Raw genomic sequence first — 23271 nt, forward strand, 5'->3', positions numbered from 1 at the left:
CGGAAAATCGCGCCGATAAACGTGTTCGGTCCGGCAGAGTGTACGTCGCAAATCCGCGCACTGACATCACGCCCATGGCCTTACCGCACCGCCAACGGTACACTTGCTTCTTGTTCCCACGGCTGACCGACCACCATGGCATCCCTCCAGTTCGACCGCCTGCTTGCTCCGCTTCCTGGCGCCCGACCCTGTGGCGAAGACCTGCTATTTTCCGCTGAATTCGACCGCATCCAGGAGGCGCGCCGTGCTGACGATCCGTCGCTGGACCAGGGCGATTGGGTAACGGACATCAAGGAAGCGGACTGGCGCGAGGTGATCGGCATTGCCACCTCGCTGCTGCAGGACCGCACCAAGGATCTTCGCGTGGCGGTCTGGTTGACCGAGGCGCTTTCGAAGGAGCGGGGTTTTGCGGGCCTGGGCGATGGCTACCGCCTGACAGCGGAGCTCTGCAGCCAATATTGGGATCACCTGCACCCGGTAATGGAAGCTGATGATGTCGACTACCGCACCGGTAGTGTGACATGGCTGGCAGGACGGTCGAGCCAGCTGATTCGCGAGATTCCGCTGGTCGATGAATCGGCGGGCGGATACGCCTACGTCGACTGGGAGGTGGCGACGCATCTCGCGGAAGCTATTCGCCGCGATCCTGAACAGGCGGACGAGCTGTCGCAGGGCAAGGTCAGCCAGGAGCAATTCGAGGCGGCGCGCAAGAAGACGCCGGCGGCATTCTATACGGCGCTGCATGCGGACCTGGTGTCCTGCGAGGCAGCGCTGAAGCTGCTCGGCGACGTGCTGGACGAGCGGGCAGGCGAGCATGCACCAAGCTTCCGCCAGGCGCGCGAGGCGCTGGAGGCAGTGCGTATGCTGGTGGAGCGTTTTGTCGGCAAGCCGGTGGATCGGCCGGCTGGCGCTGGGGAGAACCCGGGATCTTCTGCGCCTGCACACGACGCACAAACAAGCGGGCCGGCTGGCGCTGCCGATACGCACTCCGGCCCCATCCGCACGCGTGCCCAGGCGCTGGCCCAGTTGCGCGAGGTCGCGGATTTTTTCCGACGCACGGAGCCACATAGCCCGGTGGCCTACCTGGCAGCACGGGCGGCCAAGTGGGGCGACATGCCGTTGCATGCCTGGCTGCGCACGGTGGTCAAGGACGATGCCACGCTGTCGCAGATCGAGGAGCTTCTCGGTGTGGACGAAAATCGCTCCAGCGACGACGCGGGCTGATGCCAGTACCGATCTATCGCTGTAGGCGGAACTCACTCAAGCATCTTGCGTACCTGAACGCCGTAGCAGCCAAAGTCATAGCTGGTAAAGCGCTGATTTCGCAGCACTCCAAATAAGCCGCGGGGCATCATGGCAGGGATGGGGAGCAATGGGCCTGCCATCACACGAATGCCTGCGATGATCAGCCAGCCGGTAAGTGCGGTAAGTGCGAAGCCAGCGGTGAGCATCGCGCACACCCAGATGGCCTCGATGGTGTCGATTTCACCTGCAACTAGCATGGTTCCCAGCGTAGCGAGCAGGGCGGCCATGGACAAACCTGCAATTTGTACGAGTTGAGGAAAGCCGTTGTTCCGGCGAGCCAGCAGGGTCCGCCATGGCGTGGCAACGGGCTGCGGCCGGCGAGATGCATAAAGCGATAGGGCGTCCTGGCCCGTGCCGACACGGATGCCCCATGCCGAAAAGATGCCCTGATCGTTCCAGCCGACAGCTCGAAGCTGACACCGGTGGAAAGGGTCTCGAAATAGGCCAGGTTGCCAGGTACAGGAACGGTGTTGATCTGATAGTCGAAAAAATGGATATCCTGGCCGTCCACAAGCCGCAGAATTACGGGTGTCGCGCGGATATGGGCGCGACGCGGCATGACTTCTGGGTAGTCCCATTTCAGGCTTGCCAGCGCAGCAACCGGCAAGCCCATATGCTCATGGACGCTGAAGGCCGCATCGCCGGCGATGACGCTATCAAGGATGCCTTCGCGCATTTCAAGCTTGACCTTGCTGTCGCCACGTGACGCGGGCAAGGCCCGTTGAGCGAGCCAGATCATGGCGCACCAGATGCGCCAGGGCCACTCCAGCCATATGGGATAGGCCGTGACGGGGTCGGGCGCTTCCCGGTCCTCGGAACTCATGTAGACGGGGCGTGGTTCCATCTTCAGGCAACGGGTATCAGTGGACCAGGGCCCTGGCTCGCGTGGTGTATCGCATTACTGCCCCGCCCGGAACTCGATTCTCCGGTTCTTCGCCCGTCCTTCCTCCTTGTCATTCGGCGCCACCGGCTGGTCCGGCCCCACACCCACCGCCGTCAGCATGCCGGGCTCGCCGCCTTTGCCGATCAGGTAGTTCTTCACCGTCTCGGCGCGTGCCTGGCTTAGCGTCAGGTTCAGCGCGCGGCTGCCGGAGTTGTCGGTGTGGCCGACAATCTCGATCTTGCGGCCGCTCAGGCGCGGCAGCACCGCAGCCATTTCATCGAGGATGGCGCGGCCCTTGGGCGTCAGCGTCGCTGCGCCGGTCTCGAATTCGATGATCCGGTTGGCCAGGGTCTGGTCCAGCAGGTTCTGTTCGGAAGCCGGCACGCGCAGGCCGTTTTTCACCGTATAGGTCTGACCGAGGCCGGTGGCCATGTCGCTGGCGATCTGCTGGCGCTGGGCTTCGTTGCGCACGTCGCCGTGCACGGATACCTGCGTGCCGTCGATGCTGAGCTGGCCGCGGCTGACCTGCTTGATTTGCGGCGAGAGGATCTTCTGCACGTTGGCCGACCAGTTCGGGGGCGAGACCACATTGCCGACCTCGATCTGATCCACCACGTTGGCGCTGCCATACAACTCGCGCAGGCGCGCCAGCACGCTGGCCTTGGTGGCCTCGTCAGGAACGGCGCCGCCTGCAACGACGCGGCCCGAAGCAGCGGCTGCGGCGGCAGCAGGCGCAGCGATGCCGGTGGTACCAGGATCGCCCGGCGCGGCGTGGCCGGATAGCATCGTCAGGGCGGCCAGCAATCCAGCTGCCAACGCTGGCATGCGCGCTTTCACGGCGATGGAGGCAGTCTTGAAAGCAGCTGCCCGGTTGCGTACTGCATCGAAACCCATGCTCATTCCCCGGCAAAGACTTCACGGAAGGTATCCAGCGCGAGGCGCAGCGACAGTTGCGGCTGGTCCATGTAACTGACGAACTTGGCCATGCCGTAGTCTCCGTTGACGTGTTGCTCGACCCATTCGGGGTCATCGATATTGATGTTCTGCTCGGCATAGGCCAGTGGCGAGATCACGCCGTGCAGCGTGCGTGACGAGGCGCCGTTGAAGCCGATCACCAGCCGCTCGTTGCCGCCGATCTGCCCGAGGAAGATCGACAGTTCAAAGTCGGCCCGGTGCAGGAAGCGCGATACCAGCTCCAGCCAGAAGCTTGCTGCCAGGCTGCGGTAGAGCGGGTCGGCGGGCAGCGGCAGGGTCAGGCCTTTCTCAAGATGCGAGGAGCCGGACGACATCAGCGGCTGCAGCAGGATGCCCAGCGCCAGCAGCGTGCGGCGCAGGCGTACCTGCTGGCCCTGGCCCGCCAGCATGTGCTCCAGGCCGGCCACGGTCTGGAAGTCGATGAAGTCGGCAAAGCTTGCGTCATGTGACTGCGCGCCGGCGCCGGTTTCCACGCCAAGCTGAGCCTGGGCGAGCTGCTGCAGGCCTGCGGTGGCGTCGGAAGCCTGTGCCAGCGCATGCATCTGCTGCCCCGCGCGCGTCCACAGGCGGGCCAGCGCCAGCGGGCTGCGGGCGATGAATTGCAGGGGCCGCTCCACTTCCATCGCCGCGGCGGTCAGGAACGGAAAGCGGCGCGAGGACAGGTCGCTGCTGGCCATCAGCGCACCGGCGATGGCCAGCTTGCTCTGCGAGCCCAGAATGGCGAAGTGCATCGGCTTCCAGGCGTCATAGCTGGACTTCCAGGCCGGGTCCTCGGCCAGCAGCTCCATGCCCTGCGCCAGCCAGCGGTCCAGCGTATCGAGCAACTGGGTGTTATTGGCACTTTTGACGAAGTCGCCCCGGGACGGGATCTTGCCGAAATAGGACAGCTGCAGTTGGGTCGGCTGGCTCATTGCGCCGTACCTCCTTGGTTGACTTGGGCCGAGGCCTGCGCGCTGCCCGGCGTGCTGGCCTGCGGGTTCGGGGCAGAGGGTGCGGAAGGCGGCGCCGCGGGAGACGTCGAAGGCGAAGCGGCCGGCGGCGTCGCGGTGTTGAGCGGCGCATTGGCGTCGGCGATCGCGGTCGGCAGGCGCAGGCCGCGCAGGCCCTGGCTTTGCGGCGAGTCGGATGCGCTGGCGTTGCCGGCGGTCTGCGGGCTGCTGATGATGCGCAATGCCACGCTGACCGCGATGTTGTCGCGGCTCCAGGTCAGGTCGAAGGCGCCATCCGGGCGGCGCTTGCGCGCGGCCGTGGCGATCAGGCGCTCCAGGCCGAAGCGGCCGGGTTCGTTGAGCAGCTCGACGGAGCGCCCATCGAACGTCGTCGCCGTGATCCTGGCGCCGGGCGAACCCTGCGGGTTAGGCCAGACAAAGTTGGCCCACTGCGCCGGCGTATTGCGATAGCGCAGTTGCTGGCCGTCGATCTCGATGGTGTACTCGGTGGTGCCGGTCGCGGGCGTCGGCAGGATCTGGAACACCGTCTGCTGGGCCGCCGCGGCCGTGGCGCCGCCACCGCCGCCTGCGGCACCGCCCGTCAGCGGCGCCACCCAGCGCGTGAAGTTGGTGGTGAACTCCGGCGCCAGCGTCAGGCCCAGGTCGCCCCAGGTGCGCGCTGCCAGCATGTCGCCGCGGCGCACCGACAGCGGGCCGATGGTGGCGGTGGTGAACTTGGCGATGGCGCCCTCCGGCCCGAAGATCTGGCCGATCTCGGCCGCGCTGGCTTCGATCTTGGCATCCGATGCAAACGGATACTTGGTGGCCAGGGTCTGGCTGAACGGCTGGTAAACCTGTGCGTTCCAGACCTTGTTGATCTCGACGCTGGCCGGGCGGATCACCACGGCGTAAGACTGCAGCAGCGGGCGCACCAGCAGGGGCCGCAGCGCCTGGCGCTGGCTGTCGGTGAGGCCGGTCATCATCTGCTCGTCGACGTATTTGAGCGCATCCGACAGCTCCGAGCCGTTGCCGTCAAGCGTCTGCTGCATCAGCTGGCGCGCGCCGGGGCCCGGGTCGCCCTGGTTCTTGAGCTGGTTGAAGCGCGTACGCACCCTGGACAGCGACTCCATATAGCCGTGCAGCATCGAGTTGTTGTCATGCATCACGACGATGCGCGCCAGGCCCGAGAACTCCTTGCCGACCGGACCCATCGGGATCGTGCCCGCCGCGCTGTTGGCGCCGCTGACATCGACATTGACGCTGACCTGCGAGGGCGTGCCGCGCGAGATCAGCCGCTTGAACCAGTCCAGCATGCCGGACGTGGCTTGCTTCAGGCCGGCATTGAGCAGCGAGGGGTTGTCCCACGAGGTCTGCTCATACGCGGTGTCCAGCACCTTGCGGATCGGCGAGCTGGCCGGGTCGCCCAGCAGGTTCATGCTGGTCACGGCCTGCTCGAAACCACCGAAATCCTGGATGGTCACGCCCTGCATAAAGCGCTGCCATTCGCGCGCGTATTCGGTCTTGTACATCGTGACCAGCATCTTCTGGATCTGCTCGGGGCTGCCTTCCAGGGTCAGGTCATCGCGCGCGGCGACATTGAGCACCCAGTCCTTGGTCTGCAGTTCCTTGCTGGCGGCTTCGCGGATGGCGGGCTGCACATAGCCGAGCCACGCTTCGCGCGTGAAGGTGCCGGGCACGGCGTAGCTGCCGGCGACCACGGAAGCACCGCCGTCGCCCACGATGCGGGCCACGGTCATCGGCGCAAAGCGGGTCGAGGCGCGGGCCTTGATCTCGGCGTAGGCGCGCTCGCGCGCGGGCATGCCCCGTACCACGCGGCGCAGGTTCTCGCGCGACTGGTCGATCAGCGACAGGTTGCCTTCCAGCAGCGGCCAGTTGTCGTCGTTGACGCGAGCCAGGTAGAACGACAGGTTGCGCTCGGCCGAGCGGATCAACTGCTCGCGCGGCATGTTACCGCGGTTGTCTTCGAGCCAGCTGCGCCAGAAGCGGGTCATCTGGTCAGTCAGGTGTGCCACCTCGACATGTCGCTTGTCCGCCAGCATCAGGTAGGTCTTGAGCGCGTTGTACGCATCTTCCACGTTGGTGGGCGAGGCGTCGGTGTAGCGTTTGCCTGCGGCGGGCGTGGCGGTGGCCGTGGCTGCCGTGGCGGCGGGGGCCGGGGCCGGCGCCGGCGCCGCCGATGCCAGCGTGGTCGAGGTCACGGCGCCGGTTTCAGGCGGTCGCACCATCGGTGCGAGCTGGTCGGGATGCGCGTTGACCTCTGCCAGGAAGGTCTCGATGGCGCCGCCGACCGGTTTCAGCATGACCTGGCGCAAGCCGTTGTAGTACTCGTCCAGCAACTTGTGCTGCAGCGTATCGCCCTGGTACAGGCCCAGCGACAGCGCCAGCGGATGATCGGCGCGGAAGCGCTCGAGCTGTTCGATGCGGTCCTGGAGGATGTCCAGCGCTTCCAGCCGCGCCTGCAGGTCCACGCGGTTCTGCTGCATCTTGACGATCTTGTCCAGATCGGCCTGCACATTGGCGGTCAGCTGCCGGTTGCCCAGGAACGACCAGGTCCAGCCGCCCAGCAGCAGGCCCAGCACCAGCACCAGCCCGAAGAACGTGGCGAAGCGCAGCCGTGTCTTGGCGGGGCTGGCAAACTGGCGCACGGTGCGGCGGTCGGCAAAGATCACCTTGGAAAACAGGTCGCGCAGGAAGAAGCCGTTCTTCGAGAACACCTCCCGGTTGCCGGTCACGCCTTCCAGCTTCAGCCCGAAACGGCGCGCGATGCGCTCGGCCGACACGCTGGTAGTGCTGGCCTCCTGTACCGCGCTGGTGAAGTAGAAGCCGCGGAACACGGGCTTGTACTGGAACGGGTTCTCGTCAAACAGCGTGACCAGGAAGGCCCGCAGCGTCGGCTTGACCGAGGCAAACTCCAGCGGAAAGCTCAGTAGTCCCGGCGACAGCTTGCCGTTGCGATGTTGCGCAATCTGCGCCACGCTGATTTCCTTCAAGCCGTCGCACAGCTCGTCGAAGCGCTGGTCGAACACGGCCGCGACATCGCGGCGTTCTTCGGGGGCGAAGGGCAGGGTGGCGCCCCAGACCCGGTCGCGCTCCTGCTTCTCGTTGTCGCCGAAGAACTCGGTAAAGCCGGTGATCAGGTCGGCCTTGGTGAACATTACGTAGACCGGCGCGAATACCTCCAGACGCTCGGTCAGTTCCTGCACGCGCTGGCGCAGGTTCTTGGCGAGGTTGAGGGCGAATTCCGGTCGGTTCTGGGTCAGCTCCGAAATGCTGACCGTGACCACGATGCCGTTGATCGGTGCCTTGGGCCGATAACGCTTGAGCAGATCCAGGAAGCCCAGCCATTCGCGCCGGTCTTCCTCGTGCACGGCATAGCGGCCGGCAGTGTCAAGCAGGATGCCCTCGGTGGTGAAGAACCAGTCGCAGTTGCGCGTGCCGCCGATGCCGTGGATCACGGCGCTGTTCTTGTCGGCAAACGGAAATTGCAGGCCCGAGTTCAGTACGGCCGTGCTCTTGCCGGCCGCGGGGTTGCCGATGACGATGTACCAGGGCAGCTCGTAGAGCGCCTCGCTGCCCGACATCTGGCCCAGCTTCGAGGTCTTGATGGTCTTCACGGCGCTGGCCAGGCGCGTGCGCAGTGCCTCGACCTCGTCGCGCTTGTCGGGCGGCGCGGCCTTGGCGGCCATGTCGGCCTGCTGCCCGAGAATGCCCTCGAGCTTGCCGCTGGCCCGGCGCGCGCGCCAGCGCTTCCACAGGTAGGTGGCCAGCCATGCCAGCAACAGCACGCCCAGGACGATGGCGACCCAGGCCAGTCCGATCTCGAAGGTCTGCGCCATCAGCAACAGGAAGACGGTCAGCACGACCACGCCGAATACCGACAGCGTGCGTGTGTGGGTCAGGAAGTTAAGGATGCGATGCATGTTGCCTTTGGCTCGGGAGCAATACGGGATTTGGGGGCGCGGTTCGGGTCAGGGGCAGGTCACGGCAGGTCTGGCGCTGGATCACGCCGGCAGGATCGCGACGGCGCCGCGCTGGTGCGCGTCGCCGGCGCTAAGTGCCAGCACGGGCCGGCCGCCATCGAGCGCCAGTTGGTGGGCCACCGCCACCGGCAGCAGCGCACCGGCAGCGCCGGCGTGGCCGCAAGGCAGGCCCAGCGCCAACAGGTCGGCGACGGGGTCCAGGGTCGGGAAACGGGTGCTGACCACTTGGGCGATCTCGACGGTGCGGACGGGGTGGACGCCGGTGTCCGTGACGATCGTTGCCACGGCCGCAGGGGCGTTGCCGGGCTGCGCTGCGGTTTCGGGGGCATCCTGTGGCGCGGCTTCGGCCTTGCCGGCAATGGTTTCGATCGCCTGCGTGACAGCCTGCGCCAGCGCCTCGAGTCGTGGCTGGCCGCGGTCGGCCGTAGGCGCGTCCAGGCGGGCCATCGCCGTGCGTGTAATCAGGATCGGCGTGCTCTGGGCATCTGCGTCGGCCTTGCTGTCAGAACCTGTCTCGGTGGCGCTCGCGGCAGGCTGGTGCGCGCCCAGCAGCACGCCGGCGGCGGCCTCGCCCGGGGTTCGGCCATGTGGGCAGCGCGCACTGAAGAGCTGGTCTTCCTGTTCCAGCGCCTCGACGGCATTGGCGCCGATCAGCGAATCGGCGGCGACCAGCATGCGCAACGCCGGCTGGCCGTCGACCGGGCAGTTCACGGCCTGGGTGGCCCGATCCAGCAACAGCAGCGCGTCGCCGTCGCCGCGCGCGGCCGTGGCTTCGAGCGTGAGCCGAGCTGCTGGCCAGTACTGGGACAAACGCTCGCGCAGCCAGTCACCGGCCGCGGCCTGGCGCGCTTCCGGCCAGCCGCGCGGCAGCAGCAAGGTGGCCACCAGCGGCGCGGTGCTGTCCGGCACGGCCATGTCGTGGCCGGCTGGCGCGTAGACTGCCGCCTGCATGGCAAGCTCGTCGGTGACCTCGGACGCCAGCGCGAGCGCGCGCAGGGCCTCGTCGTCCCAGACAAGATCAGGCGTGCGCGTGGCGAATTCCGTGCGCAGGGTTTCGATATCGAGCGACTCGACCTGGGCAGCAAAGACAGGTGCGGGCAAGCCATCCATCGCAACCAGGCCAGGCCGGTTGCCGGCCTTGGCGGCCTCCGCCAGCGCATCCGCCGCGTTGCCGGCGGGCGTGCGCACCGCGGTGGCAAGCAGCGCCGCGCGCCAGGTACGGGTGGGATCGTTGGGCTCTGCCTGCGTTGCCGCCGTGCCATTGCCGGCCTCTGCGGGCGCCGCAGTGGCGGGCGGCTGGCTGGCGGCCGCAACATTGGTGCGGATGCCGTCCAGGGCGCGCTTGATGACCAGGTAAGCGGCCACCATGCCGGCCGGCATCAGTACCAGGTGCGTGACGATGTCCGTGGTGGTCGGCATCCGGTTGATCGATTGCCACCAGGCAATGGTCGCGACCCACACCACGGCGAACACCGCGAACAGAATCAGCGTGGACTTGATCAGTCTTGGAAACATGGTTTCGTGTCGAGTAGCGGCGGGAGGGCGTTTGAAACGGCCGTTCGCTGCCGGGACTTCATTGGCTGCCGGTCACGCCCTGGCTCGACAGCAAGGTTGCGCCACAAGCGGTCTTGTCGCCGTGCCGCGCGGCGGCACGGCCGTCGATGATTACGTTGGGGTCGCCGGTGACGATGACGGTGGTGCCGTCATGACCGGAGCGAGGGCAGGTGACACGATCCCCCACGCATGCAATGCCCTTGCCGTTGGTGCTGGTGTTGCCCGAAGCGGTGATCACCACGCCGCCGTGGTCGGTCTTGTCGCCCAGCAGAATGAAAGGACGTGCCACTACGCTCTCCCCAAATTGCGCCGGCCAACTGCTGCCGGTCCTGTTTCCATGTTCCTGCCAGCCCCGCCAAGCGGGGCGATCGTGCCGTTATTGCTGCGCTGGCCGCTTGCCCAGCACACCGGGACGGCGCAGCTCGACGTGCCCGAGATCCATCATCTTCCAGCGGCCGCCCCAGACCAGACCGGCTGACTCGGCGGCACGGCCATACAGCTCGTAGCCGCGCATCGCCCACGGGTCCTTCTCGCTGATCACCAGCTTGCCGCCGCGGTAGAAGGCGCTGTCCGCGGCCAGCCCGAACTGGTGGTAGCTGTGATAAGCGCCGGCCTGCGTCACGTGGCTGCCCATCGCGGCCAGCTTGGCCTGCCGTTCCGGGCTGCGGTAGCCCTCCAGCAGCGCCATTTCATAGCCGTGTTCGTCGCGCATGATCTTGTAGACCAGCAACAAGCGCTGCCTGAAATCGGCGTCCAGCTGCTCCCAGTCGCGGCTGGCTTCGCGGATGGCCGGGCGGATCAGCTCAACCTCGCGCGTGGTGAAGACCTCTGGCGGCAGCGGCGGCGGCGGCACCAGCCGCTCGCCATTGAGCAGCGCGGCGATCTGCGGATCCGGTTCGCGCACGCCCTCATCGTCCTCGAACTGGAACACTTGCCGGTGACGCAACGCCAGCGCCACCACCGGCGGCAGCGTTACCACGCCTGCGGCCGCCAGCACCAGGGCGCGGCGCTGTGCCAGGAAGTCCCTGGCTGAAGCCAACGTAGTGGTGGCGTTGCCAACCGACTGGCGGATCGAGCTGGCCGATTGCGAGCCCGCCGACGCCGCACTGGTGCTCACGCGGCGCCACTGCGTGCGCGCCACCGCAAAGCAGCGCTGCCGTACTGCGGGAAGAAGCAGCACGGCAGCAGCGGCAACCATCAACACGAAATAGAGGACCAGTGCGACAAAGACCATGCTTTCCTGCTTGACCGGGGCTGGCTGCGACCCTTGCTGTGAAGGCTGGCGCAAGGGTGACTCAGCATATTCAGTATTTTTTACATCTGTATTCGATGAGATCTCAATCCCGGGGGGGATGTCCCCCGTATCGGGTTTGTCTTTCGACGAGGCCAGCCGTAGAATCCGGAAGTCTAAGGCCAAATTGAACGAATTTGCCATATATGACACAACGGTCTTGTAATTGTAAATCCGCCCGTTAGCAGCCGCCGCGCATTTTATTTCAAATTTCTTGATGACAGATGAGCAATAGCGACGATGTGAAGCCGTCAGCGCCACCAACGCTCTTCGGCAACGAGCCTGACGCCGACGCCACCGCGCAGACCCGCATCCTGGCCAGCCTGGAAGGGCGCGTGCCGATGGCCGCCAATGCGCCGGCCAGAAAGCCGGTTTGGCGCTACCTGGGGGCAGGCCTGGTCGCTGTTGCCGCTACGGCCGTGGCCGGCTGGCTGTGGCTGGACCCGGGCGCCGATGCGCCCGTATCGATCCAGGCGGGCAATCCGGCGGTCCCTACGCAGCCTGCCGCTGGCGCAGCGGCACCCGGCGGGCAGGCTCTGGCCGACAATGTGTCCGCATCGGCGCCCGTTACTTCCGCCGCGCCAGCGGAATCCGCCCAGTCGGTTGCCGAGAATTCGCAGCCGCAGGCCGCAACCATTGTCGATGCCGAAAACAGCAACCCTGCGCTCGATCGGCTCGGCAAGGTCGATGGCGCGGTGGTTGCCGCGGGTGCCGTCGCGGGCGTGACCACGCTGGCGGCGCTGACATCTCCCGGTACCCAGCCAGCCGGGACCGGTCTGAAGCCGGCTGAAGTCAACAAAAATCCCAAAAAGACAGCAACGTCGAAGACGACGACGCCGGTGGAACAGGGCACCGCCAGTACCGCTGCGACCAGCAAAGACAAGAAGACCGTCGCCAGGGCCAACACCTCGGCCAAGTCGAAAACAACACGTCGCAAATCCTCTGCCACGACGGCTGACCCCGATGCCGAAGTTCTTGCGGCCCTGCTGTCGCAACCCGAGGGCAAGCCGATCAGCACGGCGACGGCCAGCACGCGGTCCGCCGCCAAGGCGCGCAACTGAACACCCGCGACGGTTCGATTGAATTAGAGGATCGGGGTGGCGGGCCGGCATGCGCCACTTCGTGTTTGCAATCCAAGGCGGGCACCAGCAACGGCAGACCCGCGGGCATGCCGGCCCCTGACGCAGTTGCAGCTGCACGAACGGACAGCGAATGGATGTAACCACTCTTTACCAACATCTTTTCAGCGCGGCGCACCGGCTCTATGCCCTGGAAGGCGAAGGCGCGCTCGGCGAACTCGCCGTTGAAGCCTGGATCGGGCGCGAAGGCGTTTCAGCGCTGGCAGAGTCGCGCATCGTTGCCGTCAGCGCCAACGCCGATATCGCACTGGAGAGCCTGCTGGGCCAACGCGTCACGCTGCTGACCACGCTCGCGGGTGGTGGTCAGTCGCGCCGCACCGGCCTGATCCGTCAGGCCGAGAAGCTTGGCGCCGACGGCAGCCTGGCACGCTATCGCCTGACGGTGGTGCCCTGGCTGTGGCTGACCACGCAGCAGCGCAACGGCCAGGTGTTCCAGAACCGCACGCTCGACAGCATCATCGAGACCATCCTGCAACCGTATGCGCCGCACGCGCAATGGCGCTACGCGGCGGGCGCAGAAGCGCGCATCGCGGCGTTCGGCGAGCGCGACCATGTCGCGCAGTTCCGCGAGACCGACTATCACTTCCTCACGCGCCTGCTGGCCGAGGCCGGCCTGGGCTATACCGTCGTGGAAGACAAGAAAGCACCGGGCGGGCATGCGGTGGTGATCTTTGCCGACAGCGCGCAGTTGCCGGAAGACGCAGAGTCTGCGGCTGGTGGCGGCATCCGCTTCCATCGCGCGCACAGCCAGGAATCGGCCGATGCCATCCAGCAACTGGCTTGCGAGAGCCGGGCGACGGTCGGCGGTGTGGCGGTCACCGCATGGGACCCGGAAGCGAAGCGTGCCATCCGCGGCCACGCCCCGGCACGATCTGCCGGCAACATGGCGCGCGTCGCCAGTCCGGACCCGTACCTCTCTGTCAGCCTGTCGCTGGCGCCGGACGCGGCCAGTGCGCAACGGATTGCCGAACAGGTAATCGAAGCCGTCGAAGCCCGTGCATTGCTGTTCACCGGCCGTGCGTCCGTACGTACGCTGCGCAGCGGTACGCGCCTGACCGTCACCGGCTGTCCGCACCTGCCGCCGCAGGAAGATGACGCGGCAGGCTATCCGCTGCTGCTCGCAGCGGTGGAGCACAGCGGCTTCAACAACCTGGCCGCCGACACGCGCGCCGCGCTGGCCGATCGCATGGGTCCACTCGAGGCAGCCTTGTGCTTCGACGCACCGCCGCCGGCATCCGACGCCGCGGAGGCAACCGCCGGCCTGCTGGGCGTGCTGCCCGATCACGCGCCAGTGCGCCTGACTCCCACGCAAGCGCTGCAGAGCGCGGCACGCGAACAGGGCTACGCCGCCATCTTCCGCGCGATCGACGCTCGCCGTCCCTGGCGCGCCTGCGTCCTCGACGTCAATTGTCCACGTCTTTACAGCCGGTCCAGCCCGCTGGGCGTGCATAGCGCCATCGTCGTCGGTCCCGACGGCCAGTCCCAGCCTGAAGGCAACGCCGAACACCACGCCAGCCCCGCCGGCGAAATCCGCGTGCGCTTCCACTGGCAGCGCGGCGAGCGTGCCGACGATCGCAGCAGCCGCTGGATCCGCGTGGCACAACGCCAGGCCGGCGCAGGAATGGGCTGGCAGTGGCTGCCGCGCATCGGCCAGGAAGTGCTGATCAAGTTCGCCGACGACGACATCGACCAGCCTTTCGTCATCGGTGCGCTGTACAACGGCCAAGGCGAAGCGGGGCACGCTCCCACGCCTGGGGGCAAGAGCGCCGCGGGTGGCAGCGACAGCCAAGCCCTGTATGCGCAGGGCACGGACAGCGCCTCAAGCGCGCAAGGTAACCTCGCCGGAGGCAACAGCCCCGCCTGGCACGGCCTGGGCGCGCAGCCCGACGGCCACCGCAATGCCGCGGCGCTGACCGGTTTCAAGAGCCAGGAACATGGCGGCAAGGGCTACAACCAACTGGTGCTGGACGACAGCGACAGCCAACTGCGCACGCAATTGGCGACCACGTTGCAATCGACCCAACTCAACCTTGGCCACCTTATCCACCAGCAAGACAACCGCCGCGGCAGCTTCCGCGGCCAGGGCTTCGAGCTGCGCACCGATGGCCACGCCGCCGTGCGCGGCCAGGCCGGGTTGCTGCTGACGACCTACCGTGACGCCGCCACGGGCAAGGCCCTGCCCACAGGAGACAACGCCGCGGGCATCGCGCTGCTGCGCCAGGCGGGCGACCTGGTCAAGACCCTGAGCCAGGGCGCGACCACCCACCAGGCCCAGGCGCTGTCGACCGGCAAGGATGACGAAGCGCCATTGCCGAGGCAGACCCGGGCCGCTTCGGGCATGGTCGATGGGCAAGCGCTGGAAGCGGCAAAGGACGACGCGTCCAGCGGCAACACCACCACCAGCGGCAAAGTCCCGCACCAGGCCGCCGCAATGGTCCACCTGAACGGCCGTGCCGGGCTGACCATGGTTGCCGGCCAGGACCTGCAAATGGCCAGCGGGGAGAGCGTGGCACTTGCCAGCGGCCTCGACAGCAACATCGCGGTTGCCGGCCAGGCCCGCGTCCATGCGGGTCAGGCGATAGGCGTGGCCGCTGGGTTGTCGGGGGCGGGGGATAACAACATTGGCCTGCAGCTGACGGCGGGCCAGGATGATATCGATATCCAGGCGCAGCATGATCTGCTGAAGCTAGCGGCGCGTGATGACTTGACCGTGGTCTCGGCCAATATGAACGTGGATTTTGCCGCGGCGAAGCGAATCCGCATTGCCACCGCCGGCGGGGCTTCGATCTTGATCGAGGGCGGGAATATTACGGTGGAGTGTCCGGGGGCGATTACTTATAAGGCGGCGCAGAGGAAGTTTGAAGGGGCGGTGAATAATGCCTACCCGCTCCCCGAGTTTCCTCAGGCCCCGATGCCGTACAAGCCCATGGAGTTCCGCATGCGCCTGGCAAATACGCCGGGTGAAGGCGGGCACGCCCTGGCACACGCGCCCTGGAAGATTGCTGTCGGGGAGGCGCCGCTGGGCCTCGGCATGGTGGGTGACGACGAGTTGGTAGCACATGGCGTCACCGATGCTGACGGTAACGTGACACTCAGCCAGGCCCAGGAGGAGGCCCTGGCGCGCGCCTATTGCGCCAGTCCGGCAAACACCTGGCTGGTATATCCCGGCCAGACCGTACGCGTTCACGTTGCCGAGCAGGATCCGACGTGGACTGAGGCGGAGGCAGCACGCCACGCACTGAATGCCGGTGACTTCAGCGGTGGACTGCCGCAATCCATGTCGGACGACAATACGCAGCAACGGCTACGCTACGCGCGCGATGCGCTCGCCGCCGGGTCGTCCAGTCAGATCTACAAAAAAACTCAGTAAATAAGAAGCTATGGGTGCGCCAGACAAGCAGGTGTATCAGATCCTTGGTGAAGACCAGAAGGCCGCAAAGACGGCGACTTCTGCGCCCGGCTGCTTCGTGCACGGCAAGGATGTCTTCTCCGAGCCCTTGAAGGGCAATGCGGTGCAGTTCTTTGTCACGGGCACCGAGTACTTCGACAACGTTGCGGCGGCGATCGAGGGTGCGCGGTCCAGTGTTTTCGTCACCGGCTGGCAGGTCAACTTCGATGTCGTGCTGACCGGCAAGAAAACGCTCTGGACATGCCTGCGTACCGCGGTCAGGAACGGGGCCAGTGTCTATGTCATGCCATGGATGTCTCCCAAGGTTGGCGTAGATACCGGGGACCTGGAAACTGCGCTAACGGTGATCCAGCTCAACGCCGGTCTGCCGGCGCCCCGGGCCTTCGTCTTGCCGGCCGTGTCGCAATGCGATCAGCCTGGCGCCTTGGGCATTGCCTTCTCGCATCACCAGAAACTGGTGGTCATCGACAACAAGTTTGCGTTCGTGGGCGGCATCGACCTCGCTTACGGCAGGCGCGACGATGGCAAGTATTCGCTCAAGGCAGACGGGCGGCAGGGCAGTGAGTTCTATAACAGTTGCGTGCCGCCGATTCATAGCCTCAGCAGCGTAGAACAAACGGCATACCTGACACGCGCCGAACTGGTGGCGGCTTGCTTCGATAACAAGGCCGGTCGCGCGGCGCAATTCCTGTTTTCCGCACCAATGAAGCCGCTGGCGGGAGCGATGGACGTGTATTCCGCGGCGAGAGACAAGGTCAAGGACGTCAACAAGCAGATCTCTGACTGGTGGGTCACCAGCGACGTCGTACCGGAATTCGTGCGAAAGGCCCAGGACAAGGTCATCGACGTGGCCCAGGAAACCGCAGCCGATGCAAGCAAGTGGGCCTATCAGCAGTTGGGCGCCACCCTGCAGACCAAGGTGGAAAAATTGCGGGAATACGGCGGCGCGCAATTGGCCGATGCAACCACCGCCCTCATGGCGTGGCTGAATGGCGCCACCCTCGACAGCTTGCCTCCCAGCCTGCTGCAAGATACAGCCGATACGATCCAGGCCTTTGTCGTGCGCCTGGTGCTCGCCCTGCAGGCGGAAGGCAGCCAGCGCAAGCAGTGCTACGCAAACCTGGAGAAACTGGGGAAACTTTTGCCAGCCGGCGGAAAGTGCCCTGACAGCAGCGTACAGCCCCGCATGCCTTGGCATGACGTACATTGCCGAATCGAAGGGCCATCGGTTTATGACCTGAGCCGCAATTTTGTTCGACGCTGGAATGGCGTGGCCCTGCAGTATGAGCGCAGCGATGGCAGAACGGTCGACGCGCTGCTGCGGCAACTCGGCATCACGGCGCGTCTGAAGGCGCCCCGCATCGGGGCTGCACACCGGCCCGCACGGTCCAAGACCCTTCCGGGGTCATGCTGGATCCAGGTCCTACGAAGCGCCCCGAAGAAGATGCGGGTGGCGGAAGCTGCGGGAGAGGCGGATAAGACTACGCCGAGCGTTGCGGAAAGCAGCTGCCTGAGCGCAATGCTGAAGAACATCGAAGGCGCGTCACATTTTATCTATATCGAGGGTCAGTTTTTTCAGTCCGATTATGGCAGCACGATGATCGGGGACGCGGAGGCGGACGGCGGTGCCCCAGCGTCAGGACCGATGCATGCGTTGATGGACGTCAAAGGCTCACCGGGATATCGGAAATATGCAGCGCAACTTGGCATACTTGGCGTGCCGCCCGGACAGATTCACAAGTCCCTCAAATGGAGCCAGCTCGACGATGTCCAGCGGGACATCAAGGGAGGCGGTGCAGATTTCGTCAATGACCTGAAGCGGGTCATGGCCACGCAAGCCCAAATTGCCGGATTTGCTGCACTGGGACCGTCTCAAAAGTCCCTGAAGAATCCGATTTGCAAGGCGTTGGGTGATCGTATTACGCGTGCCATTTACGATGGCAAGCCGTTCCATGTCTACATGGTGCTGCCTGTGCATCCGGAAGGGACACTGGACACGATCAACATCATGACGCAGCAGCATTTGACGATGCAGTCGCTGGTGTTTGGCAGTCACAGTCTGGTGAATCGAATTCGGCGTGCGCTGTTGGCAATGAAGTATGTGCGTGAGCGGAAGATGGAGGTGAAGAGGGCGAGGGAAGTTGCAAATTCGGCAAGGTCGCAGGTGCTTGACAGAGAGATTTCTCGAGACGAATGGTCGCAATATCTAACGTTACTCAATTTACGGAATTGGGATAAATTTGGCGGTCGGCCGGTGACAGAACAAATCTATGTTCATAGCAAACTTCTAATCGCTGATGATCGTGTGGTTGTTTTAGGCAGCGCGAACATTAATGATCGCAGTCAGCTCGGTGATCGGGATTCAGAGTTGGCTATAGTCGTTCATGATGACAAGTCGACTCCGATGCAATTGGACGGTCGGCATCCGCAGCCTGTCGGCACGTTCCCTTGCAATCTACGCAAAGCATTGTGGAGGAAGCATTTTGGGTTAATGGGAGGGGCAGCACCCTCCGGGAAGCTAGCATCCTGCCTTGAGCAGCCGGCCGCAAGAATGACGTGGGAGTCGATTCAGGAGCTAGCGCGAGACAATGCGATCGCATACCAAAATGCGTTTCCCTTCCTGCCTCAGTTGGATGAGCCGACATCTATATGGCCGACGTGGAATAAGGATAATAGCGAACTACGTGGCTATATGCCGTTCAATGAACGATTCTGGCGTGCTCCCGAACCGCGCGACGAGGGGTTCACTTGGGATGCTAAATTATTATTACGTGAACGTGCGCCTGTTGGTGTCCGGGGCTTCATCGTGGCCTTGCCGGTCATGTGGATGCGGGGGGAGAACAACGATTCGGGAATGAACTTAACTACGCTTGCTAATATCTGGCCCGAAAGTGAGGGGGACGCCATGCAGCAAATGGCGGCATTGAACGCGCTCCTGCCGGATAGAACCAATAGTTGAGTGGAAATTTAGGATGAGTGTTTAATGCAGACCAAAATGTTCAAGCGTGTCCTCGGACTCCGCGCCATTTTCTTAGTGGCCGCGACTCTAACGGCATGTGGTCAAAGTGGCCAGGCGCAAGAACCAAAAGAGGCAATTGGTACTGATCGATTTGGAAACCAGGTTGGGATCCCAAATCCGAGTCGCGAAGATAGATTGGCGGCTACAGCACCGGGGTATGTCTCTCCTGGAGGACAGCGCATGGAATGCTTAGGGCGGCTGGTTTTCGATGTGCCGGAAGGAGCATCCGTTGAATGGGCAGTTTCATTCAGAACTAGTGAAGTTGGTACATTCGATAGCTTTGTTCAACGTTTCGATAATGGCACTGGAAAGGGGTACATTCAATTCGAGACTGAAGAGCTGCGCACTGTGTTTGCAGTATATGGACCAGTTTCGCGAGAACTGAGTGATGAATTTTTCACTTATAGGGCTGTGGAGAATGAAGCTTTGTTGCGAAACTCTTTGCGGTCATTAAAGGCGCAGAAGGAGAAGGAGGAACGTTTTCGGCCGAATCCTCCGGGGCCCAATACGATGGCAAATATTGCCGCGGAGATTGCCAAAACAGAGAAGGCTATTGTTGATCTCAAGGCCGATAGATACCGTAAAGTGGTTGACCTCGGCCGTCCTCATAGTATGGCGTTTCGCCATGATCAGCGGCGCGGTGGAGTTTCATACCTGCGCGGGGCAATCATATTGGGCAATCATTTACTTGCCTTTGAGTCGATGCTCAGAGGTATACCGCCGTTCACGGATCCGACTGAGGCTCAATGGCAAGTCGCCGAGGGCGCCCTTCGCAATCTGATCAACCAACTCCAGCCACGTCATCTCTACGAGATTCCGAAGGGTCGCGGATTTTGCCTGCCCTATGCGTTCCTGCGCGACGACGGAACCTATGGCAACAAGATCTCCACCTCCTTCCGCTTTGCCGACAGCCCGGCAGCGATCTACACGCTCAGTGTTGCTTCGATTCCTGGCGGTGGTGCATCGGAAGCCACGATCCTGAATGCAACAGGCCGCTCGGCGACCGGCATACTGAGCCAACTGCCTGAGAACACAACGGTGAAGCAACGTTTAGGTCCCCGTCCCGCCAAGATCGGTGCATTGACCTCGGAGCAGGGCGGCATCGTGGTGGAGGCCAAGCGTCCTGGCCAGCCGCCGCGGGAGGGTTATCACGTGTACACCGGATTTGCCGGTTGGGCGGGCTCGCAGATCTTGCCGACCATCGAAGTGACGATGGAGACTGCAGCGCGAGCTGCCTATCCCAAGCTGACGACGGACGCGCAACCGTATGAACAGGCCCGGCCACGGCTGGATGCCTTGCTCAAGAGCATTCGACTGCGGCCAACGACGCCGCCGATGCCGGAGTTGGTCGGCATCCAGTAGTGTGGTGACCAAGTTGCAAATTCAAAAATGGCAATGGATCCAGAATTGAGGCCCAAGCATGCATGGCATTTTGGCCTAGTGTGTCTGGCGGCCATAACGATGGCCACATGCGGGCAAAGCGGACAGGCGCGCGAACCCAAGACCACGATGGGTACTGATCGCTTCGGCAATCGTGTAGAGATACCGAGTCCAAGCCGTGAAGATCGGCTGGCAGTTACAGCGCCAACCTATATTAAGCCTACTGGTCATAAGTCAGAGTGCCTAGGTAGACTAATGTTCGACACGTCAGAGCAACTGCCGCTGGAATGGGCGATTCCATCCGAAACCAGTGAAATGGGGACGTTTGAACGATTGTTTCAACATTTTGGCAATGGCACTGGTAAAGGACACCTCGAAATTGAGTCTCAGGAACTGAAAACGGTATTCGCCGTGTATGGTCCTCAAACTCTTGAATTACGCGACGAGTTCCTGAAGTACAGGGAGACGATGAACACTGCGGCCCTCAGCGGGCTGAGGCGCGCCTTGGAGCTGCAGAAGGAAACGGAAGACATGTACAGGAGGCGACCGGAACTCCTTGAGCCGGAGATCAAGAAGCACGTAGCCGAAGAAAGAGCAAGACTTGAAAAAGAGCTTGCAGATATAAAATCTGGCCAGTATCGGAAGGCGATCGACTTGCGCCGCCCCGACAGTGCGGCGTTTCGCGCAAATCTCAAGGCCGCCAAACCGTACCTGAGGGGGGCAATTGTCGTGGGCAAACACATTGTAGCCTTCCAATCGATGTTGCGAGGTTTTGAGAACTATGTCGAGCCGACCGAAGCCCAATGGCAAGTCGCAGAGAACGCCCTGCGCAAACTGATCAGCCAACTCCAGCCTCGAGACCTCTACGAGATCCCCAAGGACCGAGGCTTCTGCCTACCCTATGCCTTCCTGCGCGACGACGGCACCTATGGCAACAAGATTTCCACCTCCTTCCGCTTTGCCGACAGCCCCGCAGTGATCTACACCCTCAGCGTTGCTTCGATTCCCGGCGGTGGGGCATCGGAAACCACGATCCTGAATGCAACAGGCCGCTCGGCGACAGGGATCCTGAGCCAACTGCCTGAGAACACAACGGTGAAACAACGTTTAGGTCCCCGTCCCGCCAAGATCGGTGCATTGACCTCGGAGCAGGGCGGCATCGTGGTGGAGGCCAAGCGTCCTGGCCAGCCGCCGCGCGAGGGCTATCACGTGTACACCGGATACGGCGGATGGGCGGGCTCTCAAATCTTGCCGACCATCGAGGTAACGATGGAGTCTGCAGCGCGCGCGGCCTACCCCAAACTGACGACGGACGCGCCACCGTATGAACAGGCCCGGCCGCGGCTTGATGCATTGCTCAAGAGCATTAGACTGCGGCCGACGACGCCGCCGATGCCGGAGTTGGTGGGCGCGCAATAGCGGGGGGCAAGCAACCTAATTGCCACCAAATTTGCTGGGGTTTCCGCCGCTAGGCGAGGGCACCGGCTGAACTCTGCCAACATTTCCCTGATATGACACCATCTTTCTCAGGCTGGGCCTGGGCATCGCGGGCGCCGGCACCCTGTTGCCGCGCGTGCTGCAATCCGTCCTGTGTAATACGTGCCTGAACTGGGAGTTGTTGGCCATGGGACGGTGCCCCACGCCGCAGCCAGCGCGGGCGCGGCGGGCAGACCCTTCGACAGCGATTTTGCAGGGATCCCGGCGCGCGCTGCGCCTGCCCTAAAGCCACTGCCTGCAGCAACCCCTTCATCGGCCTAGAATCAGGGTTCTTACCCCCCCAGGGCAGCAAGATCCCCGCAAGGAGCACCACGCATGAGCCATCTGTTCGAGCCGCTCGCCATCGGCGGCCTCACCCTTGCCAACCGCATCACCATCGCGCCGATGTGCCAGTATTCCGCGCACGACGGCAATGCGGGCGACTGGCACATGATCCACCTGGGTTCGCTGGCGCTGTCGGGCGCGGGCATGCTGATTGTCGAGGCCACCGCGGTGTCGGCGAAAGGGCGGATCACGCCGCATGACCTGGGCTTGTATTCGGATGACAACGAAGCGGCGCTGGGCCGCGTGGTGAACGCGATGCGCGCGCATTCGCCGATCGCCATCGCGATCCAGTTGGGGCACGCCGGCCGCAAGGCATCGAGCCAGGCGCCGTGGGATGGCGGCCAGCAGATCGCCCCGGATGCACCCGGTGGCTGGCACACGGTGGCACCTTCAGCGGTGGCCCACGGCGCTGGGGAAGTCGCGCCCGTGGCGCTGGATCGCGAAGGCATGGACAAGGTGCGTGATGACTTCGTCGCCGCGGCAAGGCGCGCGGCGCGGCTTGGGCTGGATGGCATCGAGATCCACGCCGCGCATGGCTATCTGCTGCATCAGTACCTGTCGCCGCTGGCCAACCACCGGGACGACGAATACGGCGGCAGCTTGGAGAACCGCATGCGCTTTCCCATCGAAGTGTTCGACGCGGTGCGCGAGGCGTTTCCGGCGCAGCGGCCGGTGTGGATGCGCATCTCGGCGACCGACTGGGTGCCGGGAGGATGGGATATCGATGGCACAGTAGCCTTGTCGAAGGCGCTGAAGGCGCGCGGTTGCGCGGCGATCCACGTGACCACCGGTGGGGTCTCGCCGCAGCAGGCGATCAAGCTCGGGCCCGGATACCAGGTGCCCTACGCGCAGCGGGTGAAGGCTGAGGTGGGCCTGCCGACGATTGCAGTAGGCCTGATCACCGAGCCGGAACAGGCCGAAGCCATCATCGCCAACCAGGAGGCCGACGCGGTGTCGCTGGCCCGTGCCATGCTATATGACCCGCGCTGGCCCTGGCATGCCGCAGCGCGGCTGGGTGCGAGCGTGCAGGCGCCAAAGCAATACTGGCGTTCGCAGCCGCGCGAACTGAAGGACCTGTTCGCCGGTGCGGCGTTTGGCCAGCGCTAGGCGGTTGATGATAGTGGAGGACAGCCATGAAACCGAGAATTACGCTGATCACGCTGGGTGTCGATGACTTGCAGCGTGCAGTGCGCTTCTATCGCGACGGCCTTGGCTTGCCTACCGCGGGCATTGTCGGCGAACAGTTCGAGCACGGCGCGGTGGCGTTCTTTGACCTGCAGGCGGGTCTCAAGCTGGCGCTATGGCCACGCGCCAGCCTCGCGCATGACGCCGGACTGCAGGTAACGTCGCGCGCGCTGACCGATTTCTCGCTGGCCCATAACGTCGCCGACAAGGGCGAGGTGGATGCGGTGATGGCCCAGGCACTGGCCGCCGGCGCCAGCGTGGTCAAGCCGGCACAGGACACCTTCTGGGGCGGATACGCCGGCTACTTCCACGATCCGGACGGGCATCTGTGGGAAATCGCCTGGAACCCCGAGATGCTGTCGGCCGATTAAGTCGACTGC

Annotated in this window: 16 protein-coding genes; 8 read left to right on the forward strand and 8 right to left on the reverse strand. The window is 64.2% G+C overall.

Annotated features, from left to right (window positions below):
- Nucleotides 1–135 precede the first annotated feature (135 nt).
- A complete protein-coding gene (tssA, locus tag CBM2586_RS22205) occupies nt 136–1224 on the forward strand; it encodes a type VI secretion system protein TssA (protein WP_115689819.1) in 1089 nt (362 codons plus the stop codon).
- A gap of 32 nt (nt 1225–1256) precedes the next feature.
- Here tssA and CBM2586_RS22210 read toward each other — a convergent pair whose 3' ends face one another.
- The 8 genes from CBM2586_RS22210 to CBM2586_RS22245 all read right to left on the reverse strand — a co-directional run bounded on the left by CBM2586_RS22210 (nt 1257) and on the right by CBM2586_RS22245 (nt 10881).
- Entirely contained in the window at nt 1257–1532 is a 276-nt protein-coding gene (locus tag CBM2586_RS22210) for a hypothetical protein (RefSeq protein ID WP_115689821.1), read from the reverse strand.
- Nucleotides 1496–2128, reverse strand: a complete 633-nt coding sequence (locus CBM2586_RS22215; RefSeq protein ID WP_145987436.1) for a hypothetical protein — start codon at nt 2126–2128, stop codon at nt 1496–1498. The genes CBM2586_RS22210 and CBM2586_RS22215 overlap by 37 nt, the downstream gene beginning before the upstream one ends.
- 75 nt (nt 2129–2203) lie before the next feature.
- Nucleotides 2204–3082 (reverse strand): OmpA family protein, encoded by an 879-nt coding sequence (locus tag CBM2586_RS22220; RefSeq protein WP_115689825.1) that lies wholly within the window; start codon nt 3080–3082, stop codon nt 2204–2206.
- Nucleotides 3083–3084: 2 nt separating this feature from the next.
- Complete coding sequence (tagF, locus tag CBM2586_RS22225; protein WP_115664775.1) at nt 3085–4074, reverse strand: type VI secretion system-associated protein TagF; 990 nt, start codon at nt 4072–4074, stop codon at nt 3085–3087.
- Nucleotides 4071–8033: a type VI secretion system membrane subunit TssM gene (tssM, locus tag CBM2586_RS22230; RefSeq protein WP_115689827.1), complete on the reverse strand. Its 3963-nt coding sequence runs from the start codon at nt 8031–8033 to the stop codon at nt 4071–4073. Before tssM ends, tagF begins: the two co-directional genes overlap by 4 nt.
- A gap of 81 nt (nt 8034–8114) precedes the next feature.
- The gene (locus CBM2586_RS22235; protein WP_115664771.1) at nt 8115–9608 is read right to left on the reverse strand and encodes a hypothetical protein; all 1494 of its coding nucleotides are present in this window, start codon (nt 9606–9608) and stop codon (nt 8115–8117) included.
- A gap of 58 nt (nt 9609–9666) precedes the next feature.
- Nucleotides 9667–9936 (reverse strand): PAAR domain-containing protein, encoded by a 270-nt coding sequence (locus CBM2586_RS22240; RefSeq protein ID WP_115689829.1) that lies wholly within the window; start codon nt 9934–9936, stop codon nt 9667–9669.
- Between the two features lie 87 nt (nt 9937–10023).
- Nucleotides 10024–10881, reverse strand: coding sequence for a M15 family metallopeptidase (locus tag CBM2586_RS22245; RefSeq protein WP_115664767.1), 858 nt, complete (start codon nt 10879–10881; stop codon nt 10024–10026).
- A 281-nt stretch (nt 10882–11162) separates the two neighbouring features.
- Between CBM2586_RS22245 and CBM2586_RS22250 the strand changes: the two genes are divergently transcribed.
- From CBM2586_RS22250 to CBM2586_RS22280, 7 genes are all read left to right on the forward strand, one after another.
- Nucleotides 11163–11999: a hypothetical protein gene (locus CBM2586_RS22250; RefSeq protein WP_115689831.1), complete on the forward strand. Its 837-nt coding sequence runs from the start codon at nt 11163–11165 to the stop codon at nt 11997–11999.
- A 151-nt stretch (nt 12000–12150) separates the two neighbouring features.
- Nucleotides 12151–15447: a type VI secretion system Vgr family protein gene (locus CBM2586_RS22255; protein WP_115689833.1), complete on the forward strand. Its 3297-nt coding sequence runs from the start codon at nt 12151–12153 to the stop codon at nt 15445–15447.
- A gap of 10 nt (nt 15448–15457) precedes the next feature.
- On the forward strand, nt 15458–18445 hold the full coding sequence (locus CBM2586_RS22260) for a phospholipase (protein ID WP_115689835.1): 2988 nt from the start codon (nt 15458–15460) through the stop codon (nt 18443–18445).
- A gap of 24 nt (nt 18446–18469) precedes the next feature.
- Nucleotides 18470–19867 (forward strand): T6SS immunity protein Tli4 family protein, encoded by a 1398-nt coding sequence (locus CBM2586_RS22265; protein WP_172587106.1) that lies wholly within the window; start codon nt 18470–18472, stop codon nt 19865–19867.
- A 273-nt stretch (nt 19868–20140) separates the two neighbouring features.
- Nucleotides 20141–21304 carry a T6SS immunity protein Tli4 family protein gene (locus CBM2586_RS22270; RefSeq protein WP_231942591.1) on the forward strand — a complete coding sequence of 388 codons (1164 nt, stop codon included), beginning with the start codon at nt 20141–20143 and terminating at the stop codon, nt 21302–21304.
- A 393-nt stretch (nt 21305–21697) separates the two neighbouring features.
- On the forward strand, nt 21698–22813 hold the full coding sequence (locus tag CBM2586_RS22275; RefSeq protein WP_115689837.1) for an NADH:flavin oxidoreductase/NADH oxidase: 1116 nt from the start codon (nt 21698–21700) through the stop codon (nt 22811–22813).
- 26 nt (nt 22814–22839) lie between these two features.
- Nucleotides 22840–23262, forward strand: coding sequence for a VOC family protein (locus CBM2586_RS22280; RefSeq protein ID WP_115689839.1), 423 nt, complete (start codon nt 22840–22842; stop codon nt 23260–23262).
- Nucleotides 23263–23271 lie beyond the last annotated feature (9 nt).

This window comes from Cupriavidus taiwanensis, from assembly GCF_900250115.1.
GTDB lineage: Bacteria > Pseudomonadota > Gammaproteobacteria > Burkholderiales > Burkholderiaceae > Cupriavidus > Cupriavidus taiwanensis_B.